Origin of the sequence: Tolypothrix sp. PCC 7601 (genome assembly GCF_025677855.1) — a bacterium.
Lineage (GTDB): Bacteria > Cyanobacteriota > Cyanobacteriia > Cyanobacteriales > Nostocaceae > Aulosira > Aulosira diplosiphon.
Genome location: NZ_CP064879.1, coordinates 564,751 through 586,412 on the forward strand (window position 1 = coordinate 564,751; position 21,662 = coordinate 586,412).

The following is a 21,662-nucleotide window of genomic DNA, read 5'->3' on the forward strand; positions in this document are numbered from 1 at the left end:
TTAATGGCCTTTTTTAGCCAGTCATAAATCGACCTCTGGTAGTTGACCTTTTAAAGTAGAGAAATTTAGCATGAGTAGCAATTTAGCAAGCAAATTGCGTGTAGGCACTAAAAAAGCCCATACGATGGCAGAAAACGTAGGTTTTGTCAAGTGCTTTTTAAAAGGGGTGGTAGAAAAAAGCTCGTATCGCAAGCTAGTTGGTAACTTCTACTTCGTCTACTCAGCGATGGAAGAGGAGATGGAAAAACATCGCGACCACCCAATTGTTAGCAAAATTTATTTTACCGAACTCAACCGCAAGCATACCTTAGAACAAGACTTAAGTTTTTACTACGGTAGTAATTGGCGCGAGCAAGTACAACTATCTTCAGCAGGAGAAGCTTATGTACAGCGCATCCGCGAAGTATCTGCAACCGCACCAGAATTGTTAATTGCCCATTCTTACACACGTTACTTGGGCGATTTATCTGGCGGTCAAATTCTTAAAGGTATTGCCCAAACAGCCATGAACCTGAATGATGGCCAAGGTACCGCCTTCTACGAATTTGCAGACATTACTGATGAAAAGGGATTCAAAGCTAAATATCGTCAAGCTTTGGATGAGATGCCCATTGATGAAGCTACAGCCGATCGCATTGTGGATGAAGCTAACGCTGCTTTTGGCATAAACATGAAAATGTTCAATGAACTAGAAGGCAATTTAATCAAAGCCATCGGCATCATGTTGTACAACACCCTCACCCGTAAGCGTACACGTGGCAGCACCGAACTTGCTACCGCCGAGTAATACCAATTCAAAATTCAAAATTCAAAATTCAAAATAAAGAAAACTAAATTTTCTCAAAGTTTCTGATTTTGAATCCGTTGCTGAATTTTGGAGAATTGGCATAAAAATTAAATGTTCGTAACCTTTAGGGGCAATTTCCCTGGGGTCACCTGATTAAAGTTAGGCGATCGCAGAGAAGTTGCCCCTCTTGTCATTGGTCATTTGTCATTTGTCATTTGTCATTGGGTAATTGGTAATAGAAATTTTTCCTCATCCCCCTCATCTCCCTCATCTCCCTCATCCCCCTCATCCCCCTCATCCCCCTCATCCCCCTCATCTCCCTCATCCCCCCTCATCCCCCTCATCTCCCTCATCCCCCTCATCCCCCTCATCCCCATTCCCCAATCCCCCGCAATCGGGGAAAATGCAAATGGGCAACATTCTAATTAAACAATGGCTACAAAAATTCCTGTCACAGTAATCACAGGCTTCTTAGGTAGTGGCAAAACCAGCCTGATTCGCCACCTGCTACAAAATAACCAAGGACGCAGAATTGCGGTGTTAGTCAACGAATTTGGCGAACTGGGTATTGATGGCGAATTGTTGAAATCTTGCCAAATTTGTCCCGAAGATGGTGATGGCGGGAGTAATATCTTTGAATTGACGAACGGTTGCTTATGCTGCACCGTGCAGGAAGAGTTTTATCCGACGATGCAAGAGTTATTAAAGCGCCGGGATAGCATCGATTGTATCGTCATCGAAACTTCTGGTTTAGCTTTACCAAAACCGCTAATTAAGGCTTTTCGCTGGCAGGAAATTCGCACTGGTGCAACGGTGGATGCAGTGATTACCGTCGTCGATTGCGCGGCGGTAGCAGCGGGGACATTTGCCAGCGATCCGGAGGCGATCGCGGCCCAACGGCAGGCAGATGATAGTCTTGAACATGAGACTCCGTTGCAAGAACTGTTTGAAGACCAGCTAGCTTGTGCAGACTTGGTAGTTTTGACGAAAACTGACTTGGTGGATGCTGATACCAAAGCTAAGGTTGAGGAGTTAGTCAAACAAGAGTTACCCAGAGTAGTAAAGATAGTTGAAAGCGATCGCTCTCAACTCGACCCATCTATTTTACTGGGATACCAAGCTGCTGTTGAAGATAACCTAGATAGCCGTCCCAGCCATCACGACACTGAAGAAGACCACGATCACGATGATGATATTACCTCAACTCACGTGATTTTAGACCAGGCCTTTGACCCCGAAAAACTGCAAAAACAGCTAGAACAACTGACAAACCAACAAGAAATTTATCGCATTAAAGGTTTTGTGGTTGTGCCGAACAAACCCATGCGCTTAGTTATGCAAGGCGTAGGGAACCGATTTGATAAATTTTACGATCGCCCTTGGCTACCAGAAGAGGCTAGGCAAACCCGCTTAGTCTTTATCGGTCGTAATTTACAAGCTGCGGAGATCGAATCGCAACTTGTAGCATTTTGATGTTGTAAAAGAAAAAACTTGACTTTTTAGACAAAATTGTATGTCTGGATACTATTCGTTGACAAAAGTCAAGGTAGATTTAACCAGTGCAAAGGAGTGTCAAGGGTGCATTTACTAAATATTTAGCCTTTTCACCGGAATTGTAACGAGAATTCAATAAATCAATGCGATCGCCTGTCGAGTATACATGAACGCCAAACCGACAAGTGCGATGTCTACGACGGGCTACGCCTACGCATTAGTTTTATCACATAAAAAATCTACCTCTGTTTTGTTAATCACAACAAGAGGTAGATTTGTGTGGAGAGGATACAGAATAAATAAGTTATCAGAAAGTAATTCAGTTACCTATCAAAGCTGATATATCTTGATAGCATCAATGATCAACATTTCCTGGGAAAGATATTGATGGTATCTCTAGCGTAATTGAAGGAAAACTAGGGAAGCTAGGAAAACTAGGAAATGTTGGTTGAGGATTTGTTGGCTGCGCTACAAAGCCAGGATCGGGATTGCTATCGTAAGTTTTTTCTTCAGTACTAACTGTTGCTATTCCACCAGCAACGTTATCTAATTCAGCTTCAGAAAGTTCAATAGTAATAATATTTTTGATTTTTGCAGACATTATTTTCTCCTGATAATTTAATGAGTTAATGTGTAATTTCCAGTTTGAGGTAGATGCAAGAACCTGGTATTAATGAAACATTGAAGTGCGATTACACCAGGTTGTTAAGTACTTGGACAAAAATATTTACAGTCATTGCGAGCGAAGCGTTCGCGTAGCGTCTCGAAGAGAAGCAATCCCAGCCCTTGCGATTGCTTCATTCCGCTTCGCTCCATTCGCAATGACTTTGTGTAATTAATTCTGTCAGACTACTTAATTTTATAAATTAGTTACCAACGAACAGCCCTTGACCAGAATTGCTGATAATGTCTTGAGCGTTAACTAAGGTAGTAGTACCAGCACCGCCAGGGCCTGCAATTGTTTGTTGACCAACTGCGAGATTTTTTTGTTGGAAGCTAGCACCAGTAAATAGTCCTAGATTTTGACCACCACTGAGAACAAATTCACCAACACCACCAGCAACGTTATCTAATTCATCTTCAGAAAGTTCAATAGCAGCGATGTTTTTGATTTCGTGAGACATGATTTTACTCCTTGTAATTTAATCAGTTAATGTGTGATTTCAAATTAGATGTGGAAGAGAGAACCTGGTAGTGATGAGATATTAACCAGGTTGTTAATGATGAGAATTAATTACCAACAGTGAGTATTTGACCAGAATTGCTAATAATGTCTTGAGCGTTAACTAAGGTAGTAGTACCAGCACCGCCAGGGCCTGCAATTGTTTGTTGAGCAACTGCGAGATTTTTTTGTTGGAAGCTAGCACCAGTGAATAGTCCTAGATTTTGACCACCACTGAGAACAAATTCACCAACACCACCAGCAACGTTATCTAATTCATCTTCAGAAAGTTCAATAGCAACGATGTTTTTGATTTCGTGAGACATGATTTTACTCCTTGTAATTTAATCAGTTAATGTGTAATTTCAAATTAGATGTGGAAGAGAGAACCTGGTAATGATGAGATATTAACCAGGTTGTTAATGATGAGAATTAATTACCAACAGTTAGTATTTGACCAGAATTGCTGATAATTTCTTGAGCATTAACTAAGGTAGTAGTACCAGCACCGCCAGGGCCTGCGATTGTTTGTTGAGCAACTGTGAGATTTTTTTGTTGGAAGCTAGCACCAGTAAATAGTCCTAGATTTTGACCACCACTGAGAACAAATTCACCAACACCACCAGCAACGTTATCTAATTCATCTTCAGAAAGCTCAATAGCAGCGATGTTTTTGATTTCGTGAGACATGATTTTACTCCTTGTAATTTAATCAGTTAATGTGTAATTTCAAATTAGATGTGGAAGAGACAACCTGGTAGTGATGAGATATTAACCAGGTTGTTAATGATGAGAATTAATTACCAACAGTGAGTATTTGACCAGAATTGCTGATAATTTCTTGAGCATTAACTAAGGTAGTAGTACCAGCACCGCCAGGGCCTGCGATTGTTTGTTGAGCAACTGTGAGATTTTTTTGTTGGAAGCTAGCACCAGTAAATAGTCCTAGATTTTGACCACCACTGAGAACAAATTCACCAACACCACCAGCAACGTTATCTAATTCATCTTCAGAAAGTTCAATAGCAACGATGTTTTTGATTTCGTGAGACATGATTTTACTCCTTATAATTTAATCAGTTAATGTGTAATTTCAAATTAGATGTGGAAGAGAGAACCTGGTAATGATGAGATATTAACCAGGTTGTTAATGATGAGAATTAATTACCAACAGTTAGTATTTGACCAGAATTGCTGATAATTTCTTGAGCATTAACTAAGGTAGTAGTACCAGCACCGCCAGGGCCTGCGATTGTTTGTTGAGCAACTGTGAGATTTTTTTGTTGGAAGCTAGCACCAGTAAATAGTCCTAGATTTTGACCACCACTGAGAACAAATTCACCAACACCACCAGCAACGTTATCTAATTCATCTTCAGAAAGTTCAATAGCAGCGATGTTTTTGATTTCGTTAGACATAATTTTTCTTCCTTGTTAATTGTGTAATGTTTTAAGATTTAGCAGCTTGCTTTAACCAGGTTATAATTTGTTTTATCTTGGTTTGTTTTCGCTGCGCTTTTCGTTTCGCTTCATGTGTTCATAGTAGGGAATTTAGCCAAGGAACGTAATCGGAAGAAAGTTCGGATTGCAAAAAGATGGATCTCAATCAAACTGTCTCCAACTAAAGTTGGATATCGAAAGATGAGGGAAGTGGTGAAGCAACTGCTCTCATGGTTGCGTTCCCACTAGGCGGAAAGCGGCTCAACACCTTTTCCCTTTACCCCAGTGCGAATAAAGACTTGTTGCAGAATGCTGGAAAATCTGATCGAGTGAATGGTTCTCAGATATATGAATAAGAGAGACCGTTGATGGAATTTGCGAAAATGCTGGGACGTTTTAAACTTGCATCTCAATTTACGCTGCTACTCACGCTCATTTTTATTGCGGGAATTGGGCTGGGTGGATTTGCGTTATCTAAAGCACTGGAACAAAAAGCTTTAGGAGAGATGAACGCACGCGGACAGATGGCAATACAGATAGTCAACTCGGTCAGAAGTTACACTAGTAATGATATTGCGCCGCTAATTACTCAAATTACCGATCCGCAAAATGAATTTATCCCCGAAACTGTACCCAGCATCGCCGCTAAACGAGTCTTTGATAATCTCAAAGCCAATTGGCAGTATAAGGATTTGATTTACAAACAGGCGACGCTGAATCCTACGAATCTTAATGACCAAGCTGACCGCTTTGAGGCAAAATTAATTGAGCGGTTTGAGAGCGATCGCACTTTAAAAAGTCTGTCGGATTTACGCTCCCAAGCTGGAGAACAGTTATTTTACACGGCTCAACCATTGGTGGTTAACAGTTCTAGCTGTCTCAAGTGTCATGGTAGCCCAGAGCAAGCACCCAAAAGCCACGTCGAACGCTACGGTACTCAAAACGGTTACGGCTGGAAGCTAAATCAAATTATTGGTACTCAGATTATTTATATTCCAGCTAGCGAAGTCTTCGGTAACGCCCGCAAAGCACTTTTCCTGTTTATCAGCATATTCATTGGCATTTTTGCATTAGTCATAGTGTCCATTAACTACTTACTTAAGTGGAGAGTAATTCAACCTTTAAAACCAATGGCTCAACTTGCCCAAACAATTAGCCGCGAAACCGTTAGCGCCACTGAAGTCCGAGATTTAGAACGCCAAGGACTCACCGAAATTGCCCAACGTACCGACGAACTAGGGCAACTGGGAAGGGTATTTCAGAAGATGGTACGCGAAGTTTGCGATCGCGAACAACAATTATCCGCACAGTTACAGCAATTGCGTGTAGAAATCGATAACACTAAACGGATAAATGAAGTTCAGGAAATTGCTGAGAGCGATTATTTCCAAAAATTGCAACAAACAGCAAAAGAGATTCGCAATCAATATGGAAATCCCGAAGAATAAGCCCTAACCCACACAGGTGAGAACTGTAATCTACAGCATCAAAGATAATTCTTATTACTAAATATCGGAGTCGAAAAAATGGCAAAAATTATTTCTATTCACTCATTTCGTGGTGGTACAGGTAAATCTAACGTAACTGCAAACCTCGCAACTGTATTGGCGCGTGGGGGTGCGCGAGTAGGAATCGTAGACACAGATATTCAATCACCTGGGATTCACGTCCCCTTTGGTTTAGATGAAACTAAAATCAAATATACACTCAACGATTATTTATGGGGACGTTGTGCAATTGAAGCTGCTACTTATGATGTCAGTTCTGTATTTACAACACGCAAAGGTTGGTTTACCAATAATCGCGGCAAAATTTATCTAATTCCATCCAGCATTAAAACTGGAGAAATCTCTCGAATTCTGCGTGAAGGATATGATGCGCGTTTACTCAACGATGGATTTCGCCAACTCATGCAGCGTTTACAGTTAGATTATCTATTTATTGATACTCATCCTGGCATTAACGAAGAAACTCTACTTTCGGTGATTATTTCAGATATATTGCTAGTAATTTTACGTCCCGATAAACAAGACTATCAAGGAACAGCAGTAACCATTGATGTAGCACGTAAATTAGAAGTTCCTAAAATGCTATTAGTAATGAATAAAGTATTACCTAGCTTAAATACTCCATCTTTAAAACAACAAGTTCAAGATATTTATAAAGTTCCTGTCGCTGGGATTTTACCTGTGTGTGAGGAAATGTTTCATTTGGCTAGCAGTGATATTTTCTCTATGCGTTATCCAGAGCATCCTTGGACAAAAACTATCACTGTCATTGCTCAAAGTTTAATTGAAAATAATCAACCTACAAATAATAATATATTCACCCGAAATAGAAAATAGGTAAGGGTTTGGGTAAAAAAGACAGCAGATTGAAAATTGTTGAAGGACAAATAATACCAATTCAAATAATGTTTGCGACACATCAATAAATTCTAGAGGGCAAGGCAGTGCCTTGCCCTGACAATTATCTGTATTTCACCAACTTGCAATCTGCTGTATCTTGTCTACACCAGGTGTTTCCAATCCGCTACGAGCCAGAATTTTTAGCGCTGAATTGTTTGCGACGATTGATTAAATAACAACTCCCGCGACTTCTCAACATCTAGTGCTTGATTTTTAAATGCTTCTGCTTTTTCATAAGCGCGAATTGTGGCTGGGCGTGCCTTAATTGCCTCAAACCAACGCTGTAAATTGGGAAAATCTTCTAACTTTTGATTTTGGCGTTCATAAGGCACAATCCAAGGATAAGCTGCAATATCAGCTATGGAATAATCGCCTGCTACAAATTCTCTATCAGCTAATCGTTTATCAAGCACTGCATACAAACGTCCAGTTTCTTTGACATAGCGATTAATTGCATAGTCAATCTTTTCTGGTGCGTATTGGCTGAAGTGGTGGTTCTGTCCAGCCATAGGCCCTAAACCGCCCATTTGCCAGAATAACCATTGCAGAACTTCAACTCGTTGCCGCACATCTTGGGGGATTAATTTTCCGGTTTTTTCTGCTAAATACAACAGAATTGCACCAGATTCAAAAACAGAAATCGGTGCGCCGCCATTTGTAGGTTCATGGTCAACAATTGCTGGAATCCGATTATTAGGTGAAATTTGTAAAAACTCCGGTTTAAATTGGTCACCTGCGCCAATATTTACAGGAATAATGTTATAAGGTAGTCCAATTTCTTCCAAGAAAATTGTAATTTTATGTCCGTTAGGAGTTGTCCAGTAATAAAGGTCAATCATTAGTATTCTCCCTGTTTTAGTATTTTGTATTAGACATGGGGTAATTGGTAATTGGTAATCGGTAATTGGTAATTGGTAATTGGTAATCGGTAATTGGTAATCGGGATTTTCCCCAGTCCCCAGTCCCCAGTCCCCAGTCCCCAATCCCCATTACCCCTTATCCCCAGAGGGGGCCCCGAGTTCCCCAATCCCCATTCTCCATTCCCCATCTTTAAAAACGCTCAACCCAAGGGCGTAGTTCAACTTCCCAAGTCCAGGCGCTACGGGGTTGATTGAGAATGTTGAGATAAGTTTGCGCGATCGCATCTGGATCGAGGGTGCTATCAGGATTGTCTGCTGGATCTAAGCGTTCTGCGGAACGGATGGCACCATCAATCACAAAATGCGCTACATGAATATTCTTAGGTGCAAGTTCTCTGGCGATGCTTTGAGCTAAACCCCGCAGGGCAAATTTACCCATTGCAAAGGGTGCTGATTGTGGGTAACCTTTAATGCTGGCTGAGGCTCCAGTAAAGAAGATGGCACCACTCCCTTGCTGTAACATTCTTTTAGCGGCAGCTTGGGCTACTAAAAAGCCACCATAGGCAGATACCTCTAGGGTTTTGGCAACTTCGCCAGGATCTAAATCAATCAGCGGCCCGCGAACTCGAAAGCTAGGATTGTAAACAACAACTGTAGGAGTACTCAGTTTATTTTCGACATCGATAAATAACTGATTTACTTCCTCTGGTTTTGATGCATCAGCAGCAAAGCTGACGGCTGCAATTTCACTAGTAAGCTGTGTAAGTTTCTCAATGCGACGAGCTGCTAAAGCTATTTGGTAGCCTTCTTTAGCCAATAAACGAGCGATCGAGGCACTCAGCCCACTACCAGCACCGACTATCAAAGCTGTATTTGCCATAGGTGCAATTCTCCTTTAATAATGCACTGATAGTTGTGAATTGGCGTTGCTGAATGTAACTAGAAGTTCAGCCTTGAGCGTGAACCTAATTTATATTTTCCATCAGCAACACTGAATTATTTTTAGTAGGATGTTGTCCAATTCGCAGTACTAGAACTGCGGCTATTAAACAGAGAACCCCTGACAAAATAAAAGCGTGAAAATAGCTCCCTAATAAAGTTCTGAGCATTCCAGCACCAAAGGCGGCTGTAGCTGCACCGAGTTGATGTCCCGCTACAATCCAACCGAACATCACACCGACATTCTCTTTGCCAAAGATATTGCTGACAAGACGCACAGTTGGGGGAACAGTAGCAATCCAATCGAGTCCGTAGAAGACTGCAAATACTGACAGTCCGTAGAATGAAAAGTTAAAACTAAATGGCAGGAAAATTAGAGATAGACCACGTAAACCGTAGTACCAGCAAAGTAAGTAGCGATTATTATATTTATCAGACCACCAACCGGAGATAGTTGTCCCGCAAAAGTCAAAAATCCCCATAATCGCCAGTAGTCCCGCAGCTTTAACTTCAGGGATACCATGATCAATACAAGCTGGTATTAAATGGGTGCCAATGAGTCCATTGGTGCTAGCACCACAGATAAAAAAACTACCAAATAACAGCCAAAAGTCGAGTGATTTTGCACCTTGCCAGAGTTTGCGGAGAGTGGAAGCAATAGAATTAACTTTTGGTGGTAGGACTTCCTCTGTATTGCTGCGATCGCCAAAAGGCCGCAAACCAATTTCCGCCGGGCGATCGCGCATGAATAAGGCGATCGCAGGTGTAATTACAAGCGCAATCCCAGCTAGGCTAACAGATGCAGCTCGCCACCCAAAACGCTCTATTAAAGAGGCTAAAATTGGTAAAAATATTAGTTGTCCGGTGGCTGTGCTGGCTGTGAGAACTCCCAAAACCAAACCCCGCCGTTCCGAAAACCAGCGATTGACAACAACAGCACCCAAGACTAATGCGATCGCACCGCTACCACTACCAACAATAATTCCCCACAGCAAAACTAATTGCCAAGAAGTTGACATGAAAGTGGTTAAGCCAACACCAATTGCGATCGCAGTTAGTGCCAATACCATTGTCCGGCGAACCCCTATACGCTCCATGAATGTGGCAGCAAAAGGGCCAATCAGTCCATAGAGTACTAAGTTGAGGGAAATTGCCAAAGATATAGTAGCTCTACTCCAGCCAAATTCCTGCTCCAAAGGTACGATCAAAACTCCTGGTGCAGAACGAATTCCTGCGGCTACTAACAAAGCTAAAAATGTTAAACCCGCAACAAACCAGCCATAGTGCACCGAACGACGCGCTAAGTATGAGATTAAAGACATGGTGATTGGGGAACTCGGGGCCCCCTCTGGGGATAAGGGGTAATGGGGATTGGGGAACTCGGGGCCCCCTCTGGGGATAAGGGGTAATGGGGATTGGGGACTGGTGGGGACTGGTGATTGGGGACTGGTGATTGGGGACTAGGCGACAAGGAGAAATTACTATTACCTATTACCCATGCCCAATGCCCAATGCCCAATGCCCCATACCCTACAGTTAGCCTTTATGGGTATATAAACAGCTCACCCTAGGCAGTTAACTTTAGGAAATATGCTGTGATAGAGTCTTGGTTAAAGTGGTTTTAGGCACGGCACCCACGACCGTATCGACTTGTCGGCCTGCCTTGAATACCATGAGTGTAGGTATACTACGAATTCCGTAATGGCTGGCAACGGTGGGATTTTGATCTGTGTTCAGTTTCACCACTTTCACCTGTCCGTCGTATTCGGTAGCTAACTCGTCTACAACGGGAGCAACCATTCTGCAAGGCCCGCACCAAGGTGCCCAAAAGTCAACTAATACCGGAACTTGGCTTTCTAGGACTTCTTGCTTAAAGGTAGCTTCCGTGACATTCGTAATGGATGACATAAAATTGTCCTCCTGTATTTAATTCTATTGTTCGATATTATCGAATAAGTAAAATATATGTCATTTTATGAGATAGTGCAACAATGAGATTTTTGTATCATCCAGATCGAAAAGATATTTCGTTAGCGGGAGTGTTATATGCCTTGGGCGATCCAGTGCGGCTAGAGATTGTGCGCTTGTTAGCAACGCAGGGACAGCAATGCTGTGCGGGGTTTGATTTTGCGATCGCCAAATCGACAATGTCAAATCACTTCAAAATTTTACGGGAGTCGGGAGTTGTATTAACTCATAAAGAAGGAACCCAGCACATCAACAGGTTGCGGCGTGAGGATTTAGAAGCGTTGTTTCCGGGATTGCTAGATGCAGTATTGCGATCGGCGCAACCATTAAATATTTGCGCCTCAGCTAATAAACAAACAGCCTCAAAAGTCTCCTAGGAAGTCAAAAGTCAAAAGTCAAAAGTCAAAAGTCAAAAGTCAAAAGTCAAAAGTCAATTGTGATTTTCTCTTAGTCCCCTTGTCCCCTAATCCCCAGTCCCCAGTCCCCAGTCCCCAGTCGCCAATCCCTTAACTCTGGGGTGGACGAAAGTGATAAATTTCGCGAATAACTTGCACCCAACCATCAGAAACAGATTCGAGAATGCGATCGCCTTTTTCTTTAGTTGCTGTTGTCGCATCACCAATCACACCACTTTTACTGATATCTTTCGTTACCCAAGCCACAGGTAGCTTCCCTTCCCAACTGAGCAAACTATCTTTTGGCTGTGCTGGTGGATACTCAGCAACGGCTTTGTCTAGCTTCACCTGTTCTGGTAAAAGTGCCAACATCAGGCTAGTTTCAGCATCTCCGGCGTGCATACCTTGCGCGGCTTCCTTCGGAGTCAGTAATTCTTTAGTAATATGAGGCACACGCCAAGTAAATAACGGAAATACAGCCAAGTCTCCATACTTCACGTGTAAATCCCGCGCAGCCATTTGCATCACCTGCGGCTGTCCCCCGTGGGAGTTCATCAACACTAATTTTCTAAACCCAGCACGGTAAATACTGTCGCCTAATTCCATAATTGTAGCTGTCAGGGTTTCCGTACTCAGGGTAATTGTCCCCGGAAAGTGCCAGTGTTCATTAGATTTACCGTAATAAAGACTAGGTAAAGCATAAGCAGGAATACTAGAGTCAAGCTTTGTTAGCGCCTTTCCCAGCACCCCCATACCAATCGCCGCATCGACAATTAACGGTAGATGAGGGCCATGTTGTTCAATAGCCCCTACTGGTTGAATAATTACCACATTTTCCTTATCTGACATCGCCTCAATGTCAGTCCAACTGAGGTAGGGAAAAAACCGTTCTGGGGGAATAAAACTATGCATTTTACTACTATCGCGTCAATTTTATATTAACGGGAATGGGTATTTAGGGTTTGGCATTTGGTGTTTGTTATTTCTCCCGTGCTTCCTCATCTTCCTTCATTCATGAGATGTTAAGGTAATTGCACATTTATCAAGGTGTTCGCGAAAAGTGCCTAAAACCAGAGGAGAAGGTGGTTTTCGCAAAGCTTTGACCAAATATTGATTGATGGCAGATTTCGTTAGCTATAATGCTTGTAATTTAGTAGGACATAAGCAAGAATGTCAGCAAAAACTTTTGATATTGCTTATTTATCTGATAATTTGGCTGATTTATTATCAGATATCCAAAATCATGTTGAAGTTACGCTAACTCATCAAGGTGTCCCTTTGGCAAAAGTTTTGCCTTTATCTTCAGAAGAAAAACCTACGGTTGCTAAGGTTGGTTTAAATGATGCCTTAGAGCCAAGGGTTGCAGGTTTTTGGCAGGGTAAAGTTAAGATTGCTGATGATTTTGATGAGACTTCAGAAGAGGTGATTGCTACTTTCTATGGGGATGAGTAATGAGTTTTCTGTTAGATACTCATATTTTGTTATGGTTTTTAGAAAATGATTCTAAGCTTTCCAATCAGGTACGAGAGGTAATTACTAATCCTAAGAATTTAATTTTTGTCAGTGCAATTAGTGCTTGGGAGATTTCGATTAAACAATCTTTAGGAAAGTTAATTGTTCCTAGTAATTTGGAGGAGGCTTTGCGCTTTAGTCGGTTTGAAGTTTTGTCTATGACATTAGTACATGGAATCAAGGTAGCTGATTTGCCAATGCATCATAGAGATCCTTTTGATAGGATGTTAATTGCTCAGGCTTTGGTAGAAGGTTTAACGATAATAACAGTAGACCAAAAGTTTAAATTTTATGATGTGCCATTATATAATGGCGATTTTGGGTAGTTCAGATGATGATTTATTGCAGATTCGACCAATAATGACTTTAGTTCATAAGGCTGCACCAATTTTATTTAGGGTTTGAATTTATTTCCTATGAATTTTTACAAATTTTTTCAATGTTAATTTTATATTAACGGTATTTCATGAGCAGATAGTATTTCTAATTCTGCAATAAGCCGGGGTTATATCTCCACTATTACAAATTACTTCTTAATAAGATGAAAAATGTATTATTACTATCGCTGAGTTGATTGCCGTCAGCATCTTTGCCAAAGATAAATTCATTATTAGTCCAGGAGAGACTGAGAATAGAAAATTTATTGTTATCACCTATTCTTAAGAGCGCGCTAGCTCCATAAACAGAACGAGTATAATTTTCGTTAATAGGTGTGTAGTAGGCAGAAAATTGAAAGTTTTGGTTCAATGTAACTGTTAAATCTGTTGTCAAACTAGTTTGCGAAGAATTGGGTAGTATATTACCAAAATTATTTGTTAACCCTAGAGAAATATTACCTATATTAGCTCTAGCACTAACAACCAATGAATTCTTAATTGAATTAATGACAATATTACCAACTGGTGTTTCGCCATCTAAGGCATAATTCATAGATGCAGATAGTAGCAGATTAGTACGAGAATTTAAGTTAATACTTTTGCTAATGCTACCTTGTACTTGACTATAATATTCATTATCAGGATTAGCGTAGGCGATCGCACCAGCAGAAAAAGTCCATCCATCCAATGTGTTCCTGGTAAAATCTGTGCCGATATAAGCTTTTAGATCATCAGCACCAATAATTCCAACATAGTAACGCCAAATATTTTCATTCCCTGTAATATTACCGCTAAAGCTAATATGGGGATAATATATTTTTTCTTCTGTTAATGTATTAACACTAAGATAATCAACATCTTGATTATAGATAGTTAAATATATTTGAGCATAATAATCTTTTAAAGTGGCTGTAGAAAAACTTTGGTCATTAACTAATGATAAAAGGCTGACATTAGAACCTGCGCCGCCTTCTGAACCTGCTGCACTAACTACTCTACGAGGAGCCAAAATTTCATAACGAGACTTACTATAGCTAGTATATTTAGATATTGGTGAAGAGCCAATCCAGATACTATTAAAAGTAGAAGCTGGTGTTTGCTCTCGAGGTTTTGGTGTTCTAGCTCTACCAATACCTGCATGATAAAAAGTAAAGCTGTTTGTTGGTATCCATACATTATTGGCGGCAAAAAATAGATTTTTATTAATGTTTTGATTAGCAGGACTGGAACTAGCAGATAAGCTAGGATTCGCATCTGGTAAAAATATGCTTGCTAACTGTGCGCCTGTATTTAATAATCTATTGTCATCATCAGCCATTACTGTTAAACCGCGAACTGTCCGACCAATCACAGCTTCTTGAGCATTGGCTTTAACAACTTGATTGACTGTAGAATAAATTCCTACAGGCGTATTTTCATAATTTTCAATTCTTTTAATAGTTACCTTATCCGATTGGAGATTACCAAATGTATAACCAGAATTAGGAAAAAATACATTCACACCGACTTCTTGACCATTAAATCCTTGTTGAAACCCTGGTTGTTGAATTGCTGCTAGTGATTCTGGTGTAACTACATCTGCTAATTGAGAAGGTAGAAAAACTGCTGTTGGTAGTAAAGTGTCTGGATCTATTGCATTGCGATTTGTGACCAGTCCAGGGGTGAATGTACATTGATTATCTGGATTACTACCAGGAAAAACACAAGTTCCAGTCAAGCTTAATTGAATTTCTGTACCTAATAAAGTTCTTGGTTCTGTAAAAGTAACTGTAACATCTTTTTTGGTGTTTACAGTTTGTAGTTGTATATAGCTACCTGTTTGCCTTAGGGTAAAAATATTTTTTTTGCTTAAGCTTTGTTCTATTTGACTATTTATATTGAAGATAGCGTTAACATCAAATACAGTATTTTGATTAGCGCTAAAGCTATTACTAAAAATAATATCTGCGTTAGTTAAATGGTTGATACTTCTGCCATTAAATGGCATTGTGGTTAAAAAAGTATTAATTTTATTGTTAGGTATTATCCGAGGAGGCTTAATATATTCTGAATCTTTTTGTAGGGAATCAGAAGATGGTGGTATATTCTGTGCAATAGCCGAATTATTTACTAAATTATTGGCTTGGCTTTCCTCTAGCTTCTTCAAATTGCAAGATAGATGATGATGAGATTCTAAATCTGCAACTTTAGTAAATTCTGGTTCTGCAATAATTCTGGGTGAACAACTTTGAATAGCAGTTGATTTAGGATCTAAATCTTTAACTTGGGTAAACTCTGGTTCACCTATAATGCTGGGAGTATCAAATTGAGCGTTAGTTATTTTATTATCTGAATTTTTTATCTCAGTAATTGGAGATGAATTAGTTATGGCTATTGACCAATTGTCACAAGATTGGGATTGCCTCGGTTCAATTCCGATTGATGTGTTAACTGGTTTTTTTGCGCTGTACCAAGCTTTCTGTCTACACCAGCTTCGATTTTACTGACGACTCCGCTAATATTAATATCCTCAAGAGCATCACTATTCTGAATTGTGACAGTTATCTTTCCAGCGCTGCCAACCGCAGTTGCTGTATTGCTTTGAAATCCTCCAATAGAAACGTTTGTAGCTGTTGCAGCAGCATTATTTTTACCTACAGCTGCTGTTTCAGCAGCACCTGTAAGTTTGCCATTACTGCTGTCAACTGAGAAAGCGGCAGAACCAGCAGCGCCACCTTCACCTGCGAATGCATGAGAAGAAACGCCGAAAACGCCAGCAGAAGCTGCAAATAGAGCAACAGCAATCTTTGTATTGAAAGTCATTGATTTGTTCCTTATAAATTAAGTTACTAAGTCGCTTCAGTGAGTCAAGTGAATTTACTTAAGTGACTCTTGTGTAAGATTATCAAACGAGAGTGTAATTTGTCTCGTAATTTTTCTGACTTTACAGTAATTTTACTGGCAGCTTATAAATTCTTTTTATTCGGTAACTAACAATACAAAGTTAATAGCCATTATCAAGTATATACACTAGATTAGATACAAATTATAGTTATTTCTCTATCCTATCTACCTGAATTTCCAGCCATCTAAACAAATTCCATCTGGAATAGCTTCAGCCTTTGTCAATGCAAATGACCAATGACTAATGACAAAGAACAACCTTGATGAGTGTTGATCAATGACTAAGCTATTCTGCTTTTAAGTTGCACAATCCATCGTAAGGGCTGTTGACGGTTGGCAGTCAACGGTTAACCGTCAACAGTTAACAGCCCTGATTAGTAGTTATGCAATTTAGACGCGCATTAGCTTATGTGTTTTAGCCTAGCTTGTTAAGACTCTCAAAACTTCTGGGTATGACCAAGATAGAGCAGCGCATAATAGCCAAAGAATACACTCTAGCTAGGAGAAAACTGCAATGGTTGATGATAACGGCTCAATTCGCACTCTATCAGTTGATATTGGTGGTAGCGGTGTGAAGACAATGGTACTGGATATTACAGGACATCCTTTAACAGAGAGAGCACGTTTAGAGACACCGCAACCTGCGAAACCGGACACTGTAATTAATGCGATTGTCGTTTTAGCCGCCTCTCAAGGTGAATATCATCGGGTTTCTGTGGGCTTTCCGGGTGTAGTGCGCTATGGAGTGACGGAAACAGCAGTAAATTTAGATCGCGATTGGATTGGGTTTGATTTACAAACAGCCTTGTCACAACAGTTACATAAGCCTGTCAGGGTAATTAATGACGCAGATATGCAAGGGCTAGGGGCGATCGCAGGTAAAGGCTTAGAATTGGTAATTACCTTGGGTACAGGCTTTGGTTCGGCGTTATTTATCGATGGCAAACTCGTACCAAATATGGAAATGGGACATCATCAGTTCCGTAAAGGCGAGACTTACGAAGAACAGCTTGGGCGGGCGGCGTTAGAAAACATTGGTGAGAAAAAATGGAATCGGCGTTTAGAAAAGGCGATCGCATCTTTGCAACATCTGTTTAATTATGATTGCCTCTACATCGGCGGCGGTGAAGCTGTGAAAGTAAATCTCCAGCTACCCTTAAATGTCAAACTCATCCCTAATATCACCGGTTTATTAGGTGGAATAGCTTTGTGGCGAAATTAATTTGTCATTTGTCATTTGGTAATGGGTAATTGGTAATTGGTAATTGGTGTTTGTCATTAATTCTTTCTCCCCTTGTTCCCTACCCCGTTGCTTTTCCCAGTCCCCAGTCCCCAATCCCCAATCCCCAGTCCCCAGTCCCCAGTCCCCAATCCCCCACCTAAGCCTACCGAGGGATGAAGCAATTACAAAACACACCTATTGATTAAAAGGAAGGTAAGTTAACAATAATTAACTATGCAATTAAAGCCAATTAGTCAACAGGTGGTAGCAATCGTTGGTGCTTCTAGTGGGATTGGGCGTGATACAGCGCTAAAGTTTGCCCAACGTGGTGCAAAGGTAGTAGTTGCTGCGCGTAGTGAACCAGGGCTAAAGTCCCTGGTGGAAGAAATTCAGAGTTTGGGTGGTGTGGCCAAGTATGTAGTTGCTGATGTTAGCGATTTTGAGCAGGTAAAGGCGATCGCAGATCAAACTGTAGCAGAATATGGACAGCTTGATACTTGGGTTCACGCGGCTGCTACTGGTGTGATTGCTCCTTTTGAGAAAATTACACCAGAGGAATTCGCCAGAGTTGTCGATGTTACTTTGATGGGACAGGTATATGGTGCAATGGCGGCGCTACCTCATCTCAAACAAACGGGACGTGGGGCGTTAATTCATATTTCTTCAATGGAAGGTAGGCGCAGTCTCCCACTACAAAGCCCTTACTCTACAGCCAAACATGGTTTAGAAGGCTTCCTAGATGCTTTACGGGTGGAATTACAACACGAAAAATGGCCTATTAGCGTTACCTCTATCCTGCCTGCAACAATCAATACACCTTTTTATAATAAAGTTGCCACTAAACTAGGGGTGAAGCCGACAGGAGTACCGCCATATTATCAACCTAGTTTGGTTGCTGATGCAATTCTGTATGCGGCGGAACATCCTACCCGTGATTTTGTAGTTGGGGATGCGGGTAAGATATTAGATTTTCTGCAACGGATTTCCCCACCTTTAGCTGATTCTCTGTTATTAGCGATCGCTTTTCAAGGACAGCGTACCAACGAACCAAAATCTGAAGATGCGCCAAATAATGTTTTTGAGCCAATTGCAGGCTATGACAAAGTTGAAGGCGACTTTAGGAACTTATCTATACCCAGTTTCTTGGAAAGTTTGGATATGAATCCGCCACTAAAATGGGGTGCGTTAGCATTTGCAGCCTTGGGTATAGCCGCACTTGTAGGTTTGTGGGGTAGGAACGATATTTAAGCAAACTTGGGAATTAATTGGCCAAATAGCTGATGCAAATTCACCATCAACAACAGCAATAAAGAATTATCCCAAATTGAAAAAAGAATGCGACAGATTGTAGGGGCAAGGCAATGCCTTGCCCTCTAGAATATATTGATGGGTCGCCAACATTATTTGATTTAGTATTACTCCGGTAAATGGGGAACTTGCAACAAATCTAATCCTCGTTCAAAAATTTCATCAATGGGTAACATTTGACCATCAGTAGTCATAAATTTATGGTCTTTTGTTGCTCGAATAATCGAACCATCTTCTAAAGCATATTCAAAAACTTCTTGTTGACCACGATGATGCCACTGCGCTATCGGTTGAGTATAAACATTACCGTTAATATCAACACTATAAACGCTACATTCTAAGCGTTTTTCGACAATTTCGCCAATAGGAATTAAGCCATATTCTACAGTCAAAACTTCTGTATCATAGCTTAAGCAATATTCGGCGAACTTCAACATATCCTCAAATAATTTCTCAGCTACTTGCTTTTTCACCCCGTTTTTAGTAGCACCATCAATAAACTTTTCTTGCTGTTTTTGCATCTCCGAAACTTTCTTTTTACCCATAGCGCGCCGCAGCAAGTCGGCTTGTCCTAAGGAATATCCAGCCATATCTTGAGCAATTTTCATAATTTGCTCTTGATAGACCATAATGCCATAGGTTTCATTTAATATTGGTTCTAAAATCACACTTTCATAATCAATTGCTTCCCGTCCGTGTTTACGGTTAATAAACTTAGGAATCAGTCCCGCATCTAATGGGCCTGGTCGGTACAATGCCAAAATCGAAGAAATATCCTCAATATTAGAAGGCTTTAAATCTCTGACTATCTGTTTCATCCCGGAGGATTCTAACTGAAATACTCCTTCTAATTCTCCTGCTTCTAATAATTCATAAGCTTTCTGTACATCTTTAGGTAGAGTACTATGCTCACCTTTAGCTAATATTTTTTGAGCTTTTCTTTCTTGACCTGTAATTTCATCTGGATCGACACGATAACCTTTAGTTTCTTCAATTAAATCTAAAGTTTTTTGAATTAGAGTTAAGTTCCGCAAACCCAAAAAGTCCATCTTTAACAAACCCATTGATTCCAGGTCTTCCATGAAATACTGGGTAATTACAGAACCGTCGTTATTTCTTTGTAGCGGCACAATTTCATCAAGGGGATCGGCAGAAATTACCACACCTGCGGCGTGAACACCAAAGGTTTTGTTAGTACCTTCAATTCGCATCGCCATGTCAATCCAATGGCGAACGTGCTCATCATTATCGTATCTGGCTTTAAATTCTGGTTCTGGGGTGTCATCAGAAATCATCACTTTTAACTTAGTTGGTTTCCCCCGCACCACAGGAATTAATTTTGCCATTTTATCTGCTTCCCCGTAGGGAATATTTAATACCCTGGCTACATCCTTTAATACAGCTTTGGAAGTTAAACGGTTAAAGGTAATAATTTGAGCAACTTTATCAGCGCCATATTTCTCTGTGACATATTCAATAACTTTATCTCTTTGTTCAATGCAGAAATCCGTATCAATATCAGGCATGGATTTCCGTTCGGGATTCAAGAAACGCTCAAATAGTAGCCCATGATGTACCGGGTCAATGTTAGTAATTCGCATGGCATAGGCGACTAATGAACCTGCAGCCGAACCACGTCCAGGCCCCACAGGAATATTATTATCTCTCGCAAATTTGATATAATCCCAAACAACTAAAAAGTATTTGGAAAATCCCATTTGTTGAATCATTTTGAGTTCGTATTCCAACCTTTCTTTGTAGGTTGAATCGACTTCGTTGCGGGATTTACGATTTAATCTTTCTAAAAGTCCACTCCATGCAACTTCTTCAGCATAAGTATCAGCAGTATGACCAGAAGGAATCGGTGGAGTGGGAATTTGCGGCTCACCCATAATCTGGTATGGCTCAACTTTATCTGCTACTTCTTCAGTAGTCGCCACAGCTTCCGCAATCACATCATCTGGTAAATGATCGCGAAATAGGAGATGCATTTCTTCGGCAGATTTGAGATATTCTGTGCCGCTATAACGCATCCGATTTTCTTCAATTATCAGCTTCCCTGTTTGAATACATAGCAAAGCGTCGTGTGCTTCTACGTCATAACAAGAAATGAAATGCGAATCATTAGTAGCAACAAATTTAATACCTAATTCCTTGGCAATTTTAATAATTTCTACATTAACAATTCTGTCTTCCTGGGAACCGTGGTCTTGAATTTCTAAATAATAGTCATCACCAAATACATCTTTATACCATTGAGCAACTTTACGGGCTGCATCTGGTCTACCACTCATAATTGCTTGGGGAACTTCTCCCCCCAAACAAGCACTAGTAACAATCAAACCTTCATGATATTCTTTTAATAATTCTTTGTTGATGCAAGGGCGAGAGAAAATGCCTTTTCCTTGTACACCTTTGAGGTGAGAAATAGTAGTTAATTTGACTAAATTTTTGTAACCTTTAGTATTTTTAGCTAAGACAACTTGATGATAACGGGGGCGGCGTTCTTGCTTTTCAATATCGCCATTAATGATATACATTTCGTTGCCAAGAATGGGCTTAATATTCTTGCTACGACAGATTTTGATCAATTCCACCGCGCCATACATCACACCATGATCGGTAAGCGCGATCGCTTTCATCCCCAGGGCGATCGCGCGATCAACCAACTCCGGCAGCTGACTGGCACCATCAAGCAAGCTATAGTCACTGTGAATATGCAAAGGAACAAAGGACATATCAGTCTCCAACCACAAGCCAACAATATCTCTCAGGAAAGAAAAAATACCCCCTGGAGTAGGATTCACTTAAGAAAGCAATGGGATCTTAGATTAACGCGTTTGCAGAATTTTCACTTCCGCAAGTGATGTTTAAATAGTTACAGCAGTAGAGTTACCCTAAATTAAGC

At 40.6% G+C, this 21,662-nt stretch carries 25 protein-coding genes; 9 read left to right on the forward strand and 16 right to left on the reverse strand.

The window, feature by feature from the left end; translation table 11 throughout:
- The first annotated feature begins 70 nt into the window (after nt 1-70).
- Nucleotides 71-787: a heme oxygenase (biliverdin-producing) gene (locus HG267_RS02140; RefSeq protein ID WP_045870915.1), complete on the forward strand. Its 717-nt coding sequence runs from the start codon at nt 71-73 to the stop codon at nt 785-787.
- A gap of 218 nt (nt 788-1,005) precedes the next feature.
- Here HG267_RS02140 and HG267_RS02145 read toward each other — a convergent pair whose 3' ends face one another.
- Complete coding sequence (locus tag HG267_RS02145; RefSeq protein WP_263420023.1) at nt 1,006-1,131, reverse strand: hypothetical protein; 126 nt, start codon at nt 1,129-1,131, stop codon at nt 1,006-1,008.
- 88 nt (nt 1,132-1,219) lie between these two features.
- Here HG267_RS02145 and cobW point away from each other — a divergent pair, with 88 nt between their 5' ends.
- Nucleotides 1,220-2,260, forward strand: a complete 1,041-nt coding sequence (gene cobW, locus HG267_RS02150; RefSeq protein WP_045870913.1) for a cobalamin biosynthesis protein CobW — start codon at nt 1,220-1,222, stop codon at nt 2,258-2,260.
- Nucleotides 2,261-2,636: 376 nt separating this feature from the next.
- Here the strand turns inward: cobW and HG267_RS02155 are convergent, their stop codons facing one another.
- From HG267_RS02155 to HG267_RS02180, 6 genes are all read right to left on the reverse strand, one after another.
- On the reverse strand, nt 2,637-2,882 hold the full coding sequence (locus tag HG267_RS02155; RefSeq protein WP_045870912.1) for a hypothetical protein: 246 nt from the start codon (nt 2,880-2,882) through the stop codon (nt 2,637-2,639).
- A 265-nt stretch (nt 2,883-3,147) separates the two neighbouring features.
- Nucleotides 3,148-3,405 carry a CTB family bacteriocin gene (locus tag HG267_RS02160; RefSeq protein WP_045870911.1) on the reverse strand — a complete coding sequence of 86 codons (258 nt, stop codon included), beginning with the start codon at nt 3,403-3,405 and terminating at the stop codon, nt 3,148-3,150.
- Between the two features lie 106 nt (nt 3,406-3,511).
- Nucleotides 3,512-3,769, reverse strand: a complete 258-nt coding sequence (locus HG267_RS02165; RefSeq protein ID WP_045870910.1) for a CTB family bacteriocin — start codon at nt 3,767-3,769, stop codon at nt 3,512-3,514.
- A gap of 106 nt (nt 3,770-3,875) precedes the next feature.
- Complete coding sequence (locus HG267_RS02170) at nt 3,876-4,133, reverse strand: CTB family bacteriocin (protein WP_096621611.1); 258 nt, start codon at nt 4,131-4,133, stop codon at nt 3,876-3,878.
- A gap of 106 nt (nt 4,134-4,239) precedes the next feature.
- Nucleotides 4,240-4,497, reverse strand: a complete 258-nt coding sequence (locus HG267_RS02175; RefSeq protein ID WP_045870908.1) for a CTB family bacteriocin — start codon at nt 4,495-4,497, stop codon at nt 4,240-4,242.
- Between the two features lie 106 nt (nt 4,498-4,603).
- Entirely contained in the window at nt 4,604-4,861 is a 258-nt protein-coding gene (locus tag HG267_RS02180; RefSeq protein ID WP_045870907.1) for a CTB family bacteriocin, read from the reverse strand.
- 389 nt (nt 4,862-5,250) lie between these two features.
- Between HG267_RS02180 and HG267_RS02185 the strand changes: the two genes are divergently transcribed.
- Nucleotides 5,251-6,330 carry a DUF3365 domain-containing protein gene (locus HG267_RS02185; protein ID WP_228045791.1) on the forward strand — a complete coding sequence of 360 codons (1,080 nt, stop codon included), beginning with the start codon at nt 5,251-5,253 and terminating at the stop codon, nt 6,328-6,330.
- A gap of 78 nt (nt 6,331-6,408) precedes the next feature.
- Nucleotides 6,409-7,227: a MinD/ParA family protein gene (locus HG267_RS02190; protein ID WP_045870906.1), complete on the forward strand. Its 819-nt coding sequence runs from the start codon at nt 6,409-6,411 to the stop codon at nt 7,225-7,227.
- A gap of 203 nt (nt 7,228-7,430) precedes the next feature.
- On the opposite strand, the gene HG267_RS02195 is transcribed toward HG267_RS02190, so the two are convergent.
- The 4 genes from HG267_RS02195 to trxA form a co-directional block, all read right to left on the reverse strand.
- On the reverse strand, nt 7,431-8,129 hold the full coding sequence (locus tag HG267_RS02195) for a glutathione binding-like protein (protein WP_045870905.1): 699 nt from the start codon (nt 8,127-8,129) through the stop codon (nt 7,431-7,433).
- Between the two features lie 211 nt (nt 8,130-8,340).
- A complete protein-coding gene (locus tag HG267_RS02200) occupies nt 8,341-9,030 on the reverse strand; it encodes an SDR family NAD(P)-dependent oxidoreductase (protein ID WP_045870903.1) in 690 nt (229 codons plus the stop codon).
- An 85-nt stretch (nt 9,031-9,115) separates the two neighbouring features.
- Nucleotides 9,116-10,411, reverse strand: a complete 1,296-nt coding sequence (locus tag HG267_RS02205; RefSeq protein ID WP_045870902.1) for an MFS transporter — start codon at nt 10,409-10,411, stop codon at nt 9,116-9,118.
- A 259-nt stretch (nt 10,412-10,670) separates the two neighbouring features.
- The gene (trxA, locus tag HG267_RS02210) at nt 10,671-10,997 is read right to left on the reverse strand and encodes a thioredoxin (protein ID WP_045870901.1); all 327 of its coding nucleotides are present in this window, start codon (nt 10,995-10,997) and stop codon (nt 10,671-10,673) included.
- Between the two features lie 83 nt (nt 10,998-11,080).
- Here trxA and HG267_RS02215 point away from each other — a divergent pair, with 83 nt between their 5' ends.
- A complete protein-coding gene (locus HG267_RS02215) occupies nt 11,081-11,434 on the forward strand; it encodes an ArsR/SmtB family transcription factor (RefSeq protein ID WP_045870900.1) in 354 nt (117 codons plus the stop codon).
- A gap of 129 nt (nt 11,435-11,563) precedes the next feature.
- Here the strand turns inward: HG267_RS02215 and HG267_RS02220 are convergent, their stop codons facing one another.
- Nucleotides 11,564-12,364 carry a creatininase family protein gene (locus HG267_RS02220; protein ID WP_045870899.1) on the reverse strand — a complete coding sequence of 267 codons (801 nt, stop codon included), beginning with the start codon at nt 12,362-12,364 and terminating at the stop codon, nt 11,564-11,566.
- A 258-nt stretch (nt 12,365-12,622) separates the two neighbouring features.
- Between HG267_RS02220 and HG267_RS02225 the strand changes: the two genes are divergently transcribed.
- Entirely contained in the window at nt 12,623-12,904 is a 282-nt protein-coding gene (locus HG267_RS02225) for a hypothetical protein (RefSeq protein ID WP_045870898.1), read from the forward strand.
- Nucleotides 12,904-13,290, forward strand: a complete 387-nt coding sequence (locus HG267_RS02230) for a type II toxin-antitoxin system VapC family toxin (RefSeq protein ID WP_045870897.1) — start codon at nt 12,904-12,906, stop codon at nt 13,288-13,290. Before HG267_RS02225 ends, HG267_RS02230 begins: the two co-directional genes overlap by 1 nt.
- A gap of 193 nt (nt 13,291-13,483) precedes the next feature.
- Here HG267_RS02230 and HG267_RS02235 read toward each other — a convergent pair whose 3' ends face one another.
- On the reverse strand, nt 13,484-15,487 hold the full coding sequence (locus HG267_RS02235; RefSeq protein WP_052335213.1) for a hypothetical protein: 2,004 nt from the start codon (nt 15,485-15,487) through the stop codon (nt 13,484-13,486).
- A 224-nt stretch (nt 15,488-15,711) separates the two neighbouring features.
- Nucleotides 15,712-16,143: a hypothetical protein gene (locus HG267_RS02240; protein ID WP_045870896.1), complete on the reverse strand. Its 432-nt coding sequence runs from the start codon at nt 16,141-16,143 to the stop codon at nt 15,712-15,714.
- A gap of 595 nt (nt 16,144-16,738) precedes the next feature.
- Between HG267_RS02240 and HG267_RS02245 the strand changes: the two genes are divergently transcribed.
- Nucleotides 16,739-17,446, forward strand: coding sequence for an ROK family protein (locus HG267_RS02245; RefSeq protein ID WP_045870895.1), 708 nt, complete (start codon nt 16,739-16,741; stop codon nt 17,444-17,446).
- Here the strand turns inward: HG267_RS02245 and HG267_RS02250 are convergent.
- The gene (locus tag HG267_RS02250; RefSeq protein WP_155539283.1) at nt 17,417-17,560 is read right to left on the reverse strand and encodes a hypothetical protein; all 144 of its coding nucleotides are present in this window, start codon (nt 17,558-17,560) and stop codon (nt 17,417-17,419) included. The genes HG267_RS02245 and HG267_RS02250 overlap by 30 nt on opposite strands.
- 120 nt (nt 17,561-17,680) lie before the next feature.
- On the opposite strand from HG267_RS02250, the gene HG267_RS02255 reads away from it, so the two are divergent.
- Entirely contained in the window at nt 17,681-18,694 is a 1,014-nt protein-coding gene (locus tag HG267_RS02255) for an SDR family oxidoreductase (RefSeq protein WP_045870894.1), read from the forward strand.
- 167 nt (nt 18,695-18,861) lie between these two features.
- On the opposite strand, the gene HG267_RS02260 is transcribed toward HG267_RS02255, so the two are convergent.
- On the reverse strand, nt 18,862-21,492 hold the full coding sequence (locus tag HG267_RS02260) for a trans-splicing intein-formed DNA polymerase III subunit alpha N-terminal partner DnaE-N (protein WP_045870988.1): 2,631 nt from the start codon (nt 21,490-21,492) through the stop codon (nt 18,862-18,864).
- Between the last annotated feature and the right edge of the window lie 170 nt (nt 21,493-21,662).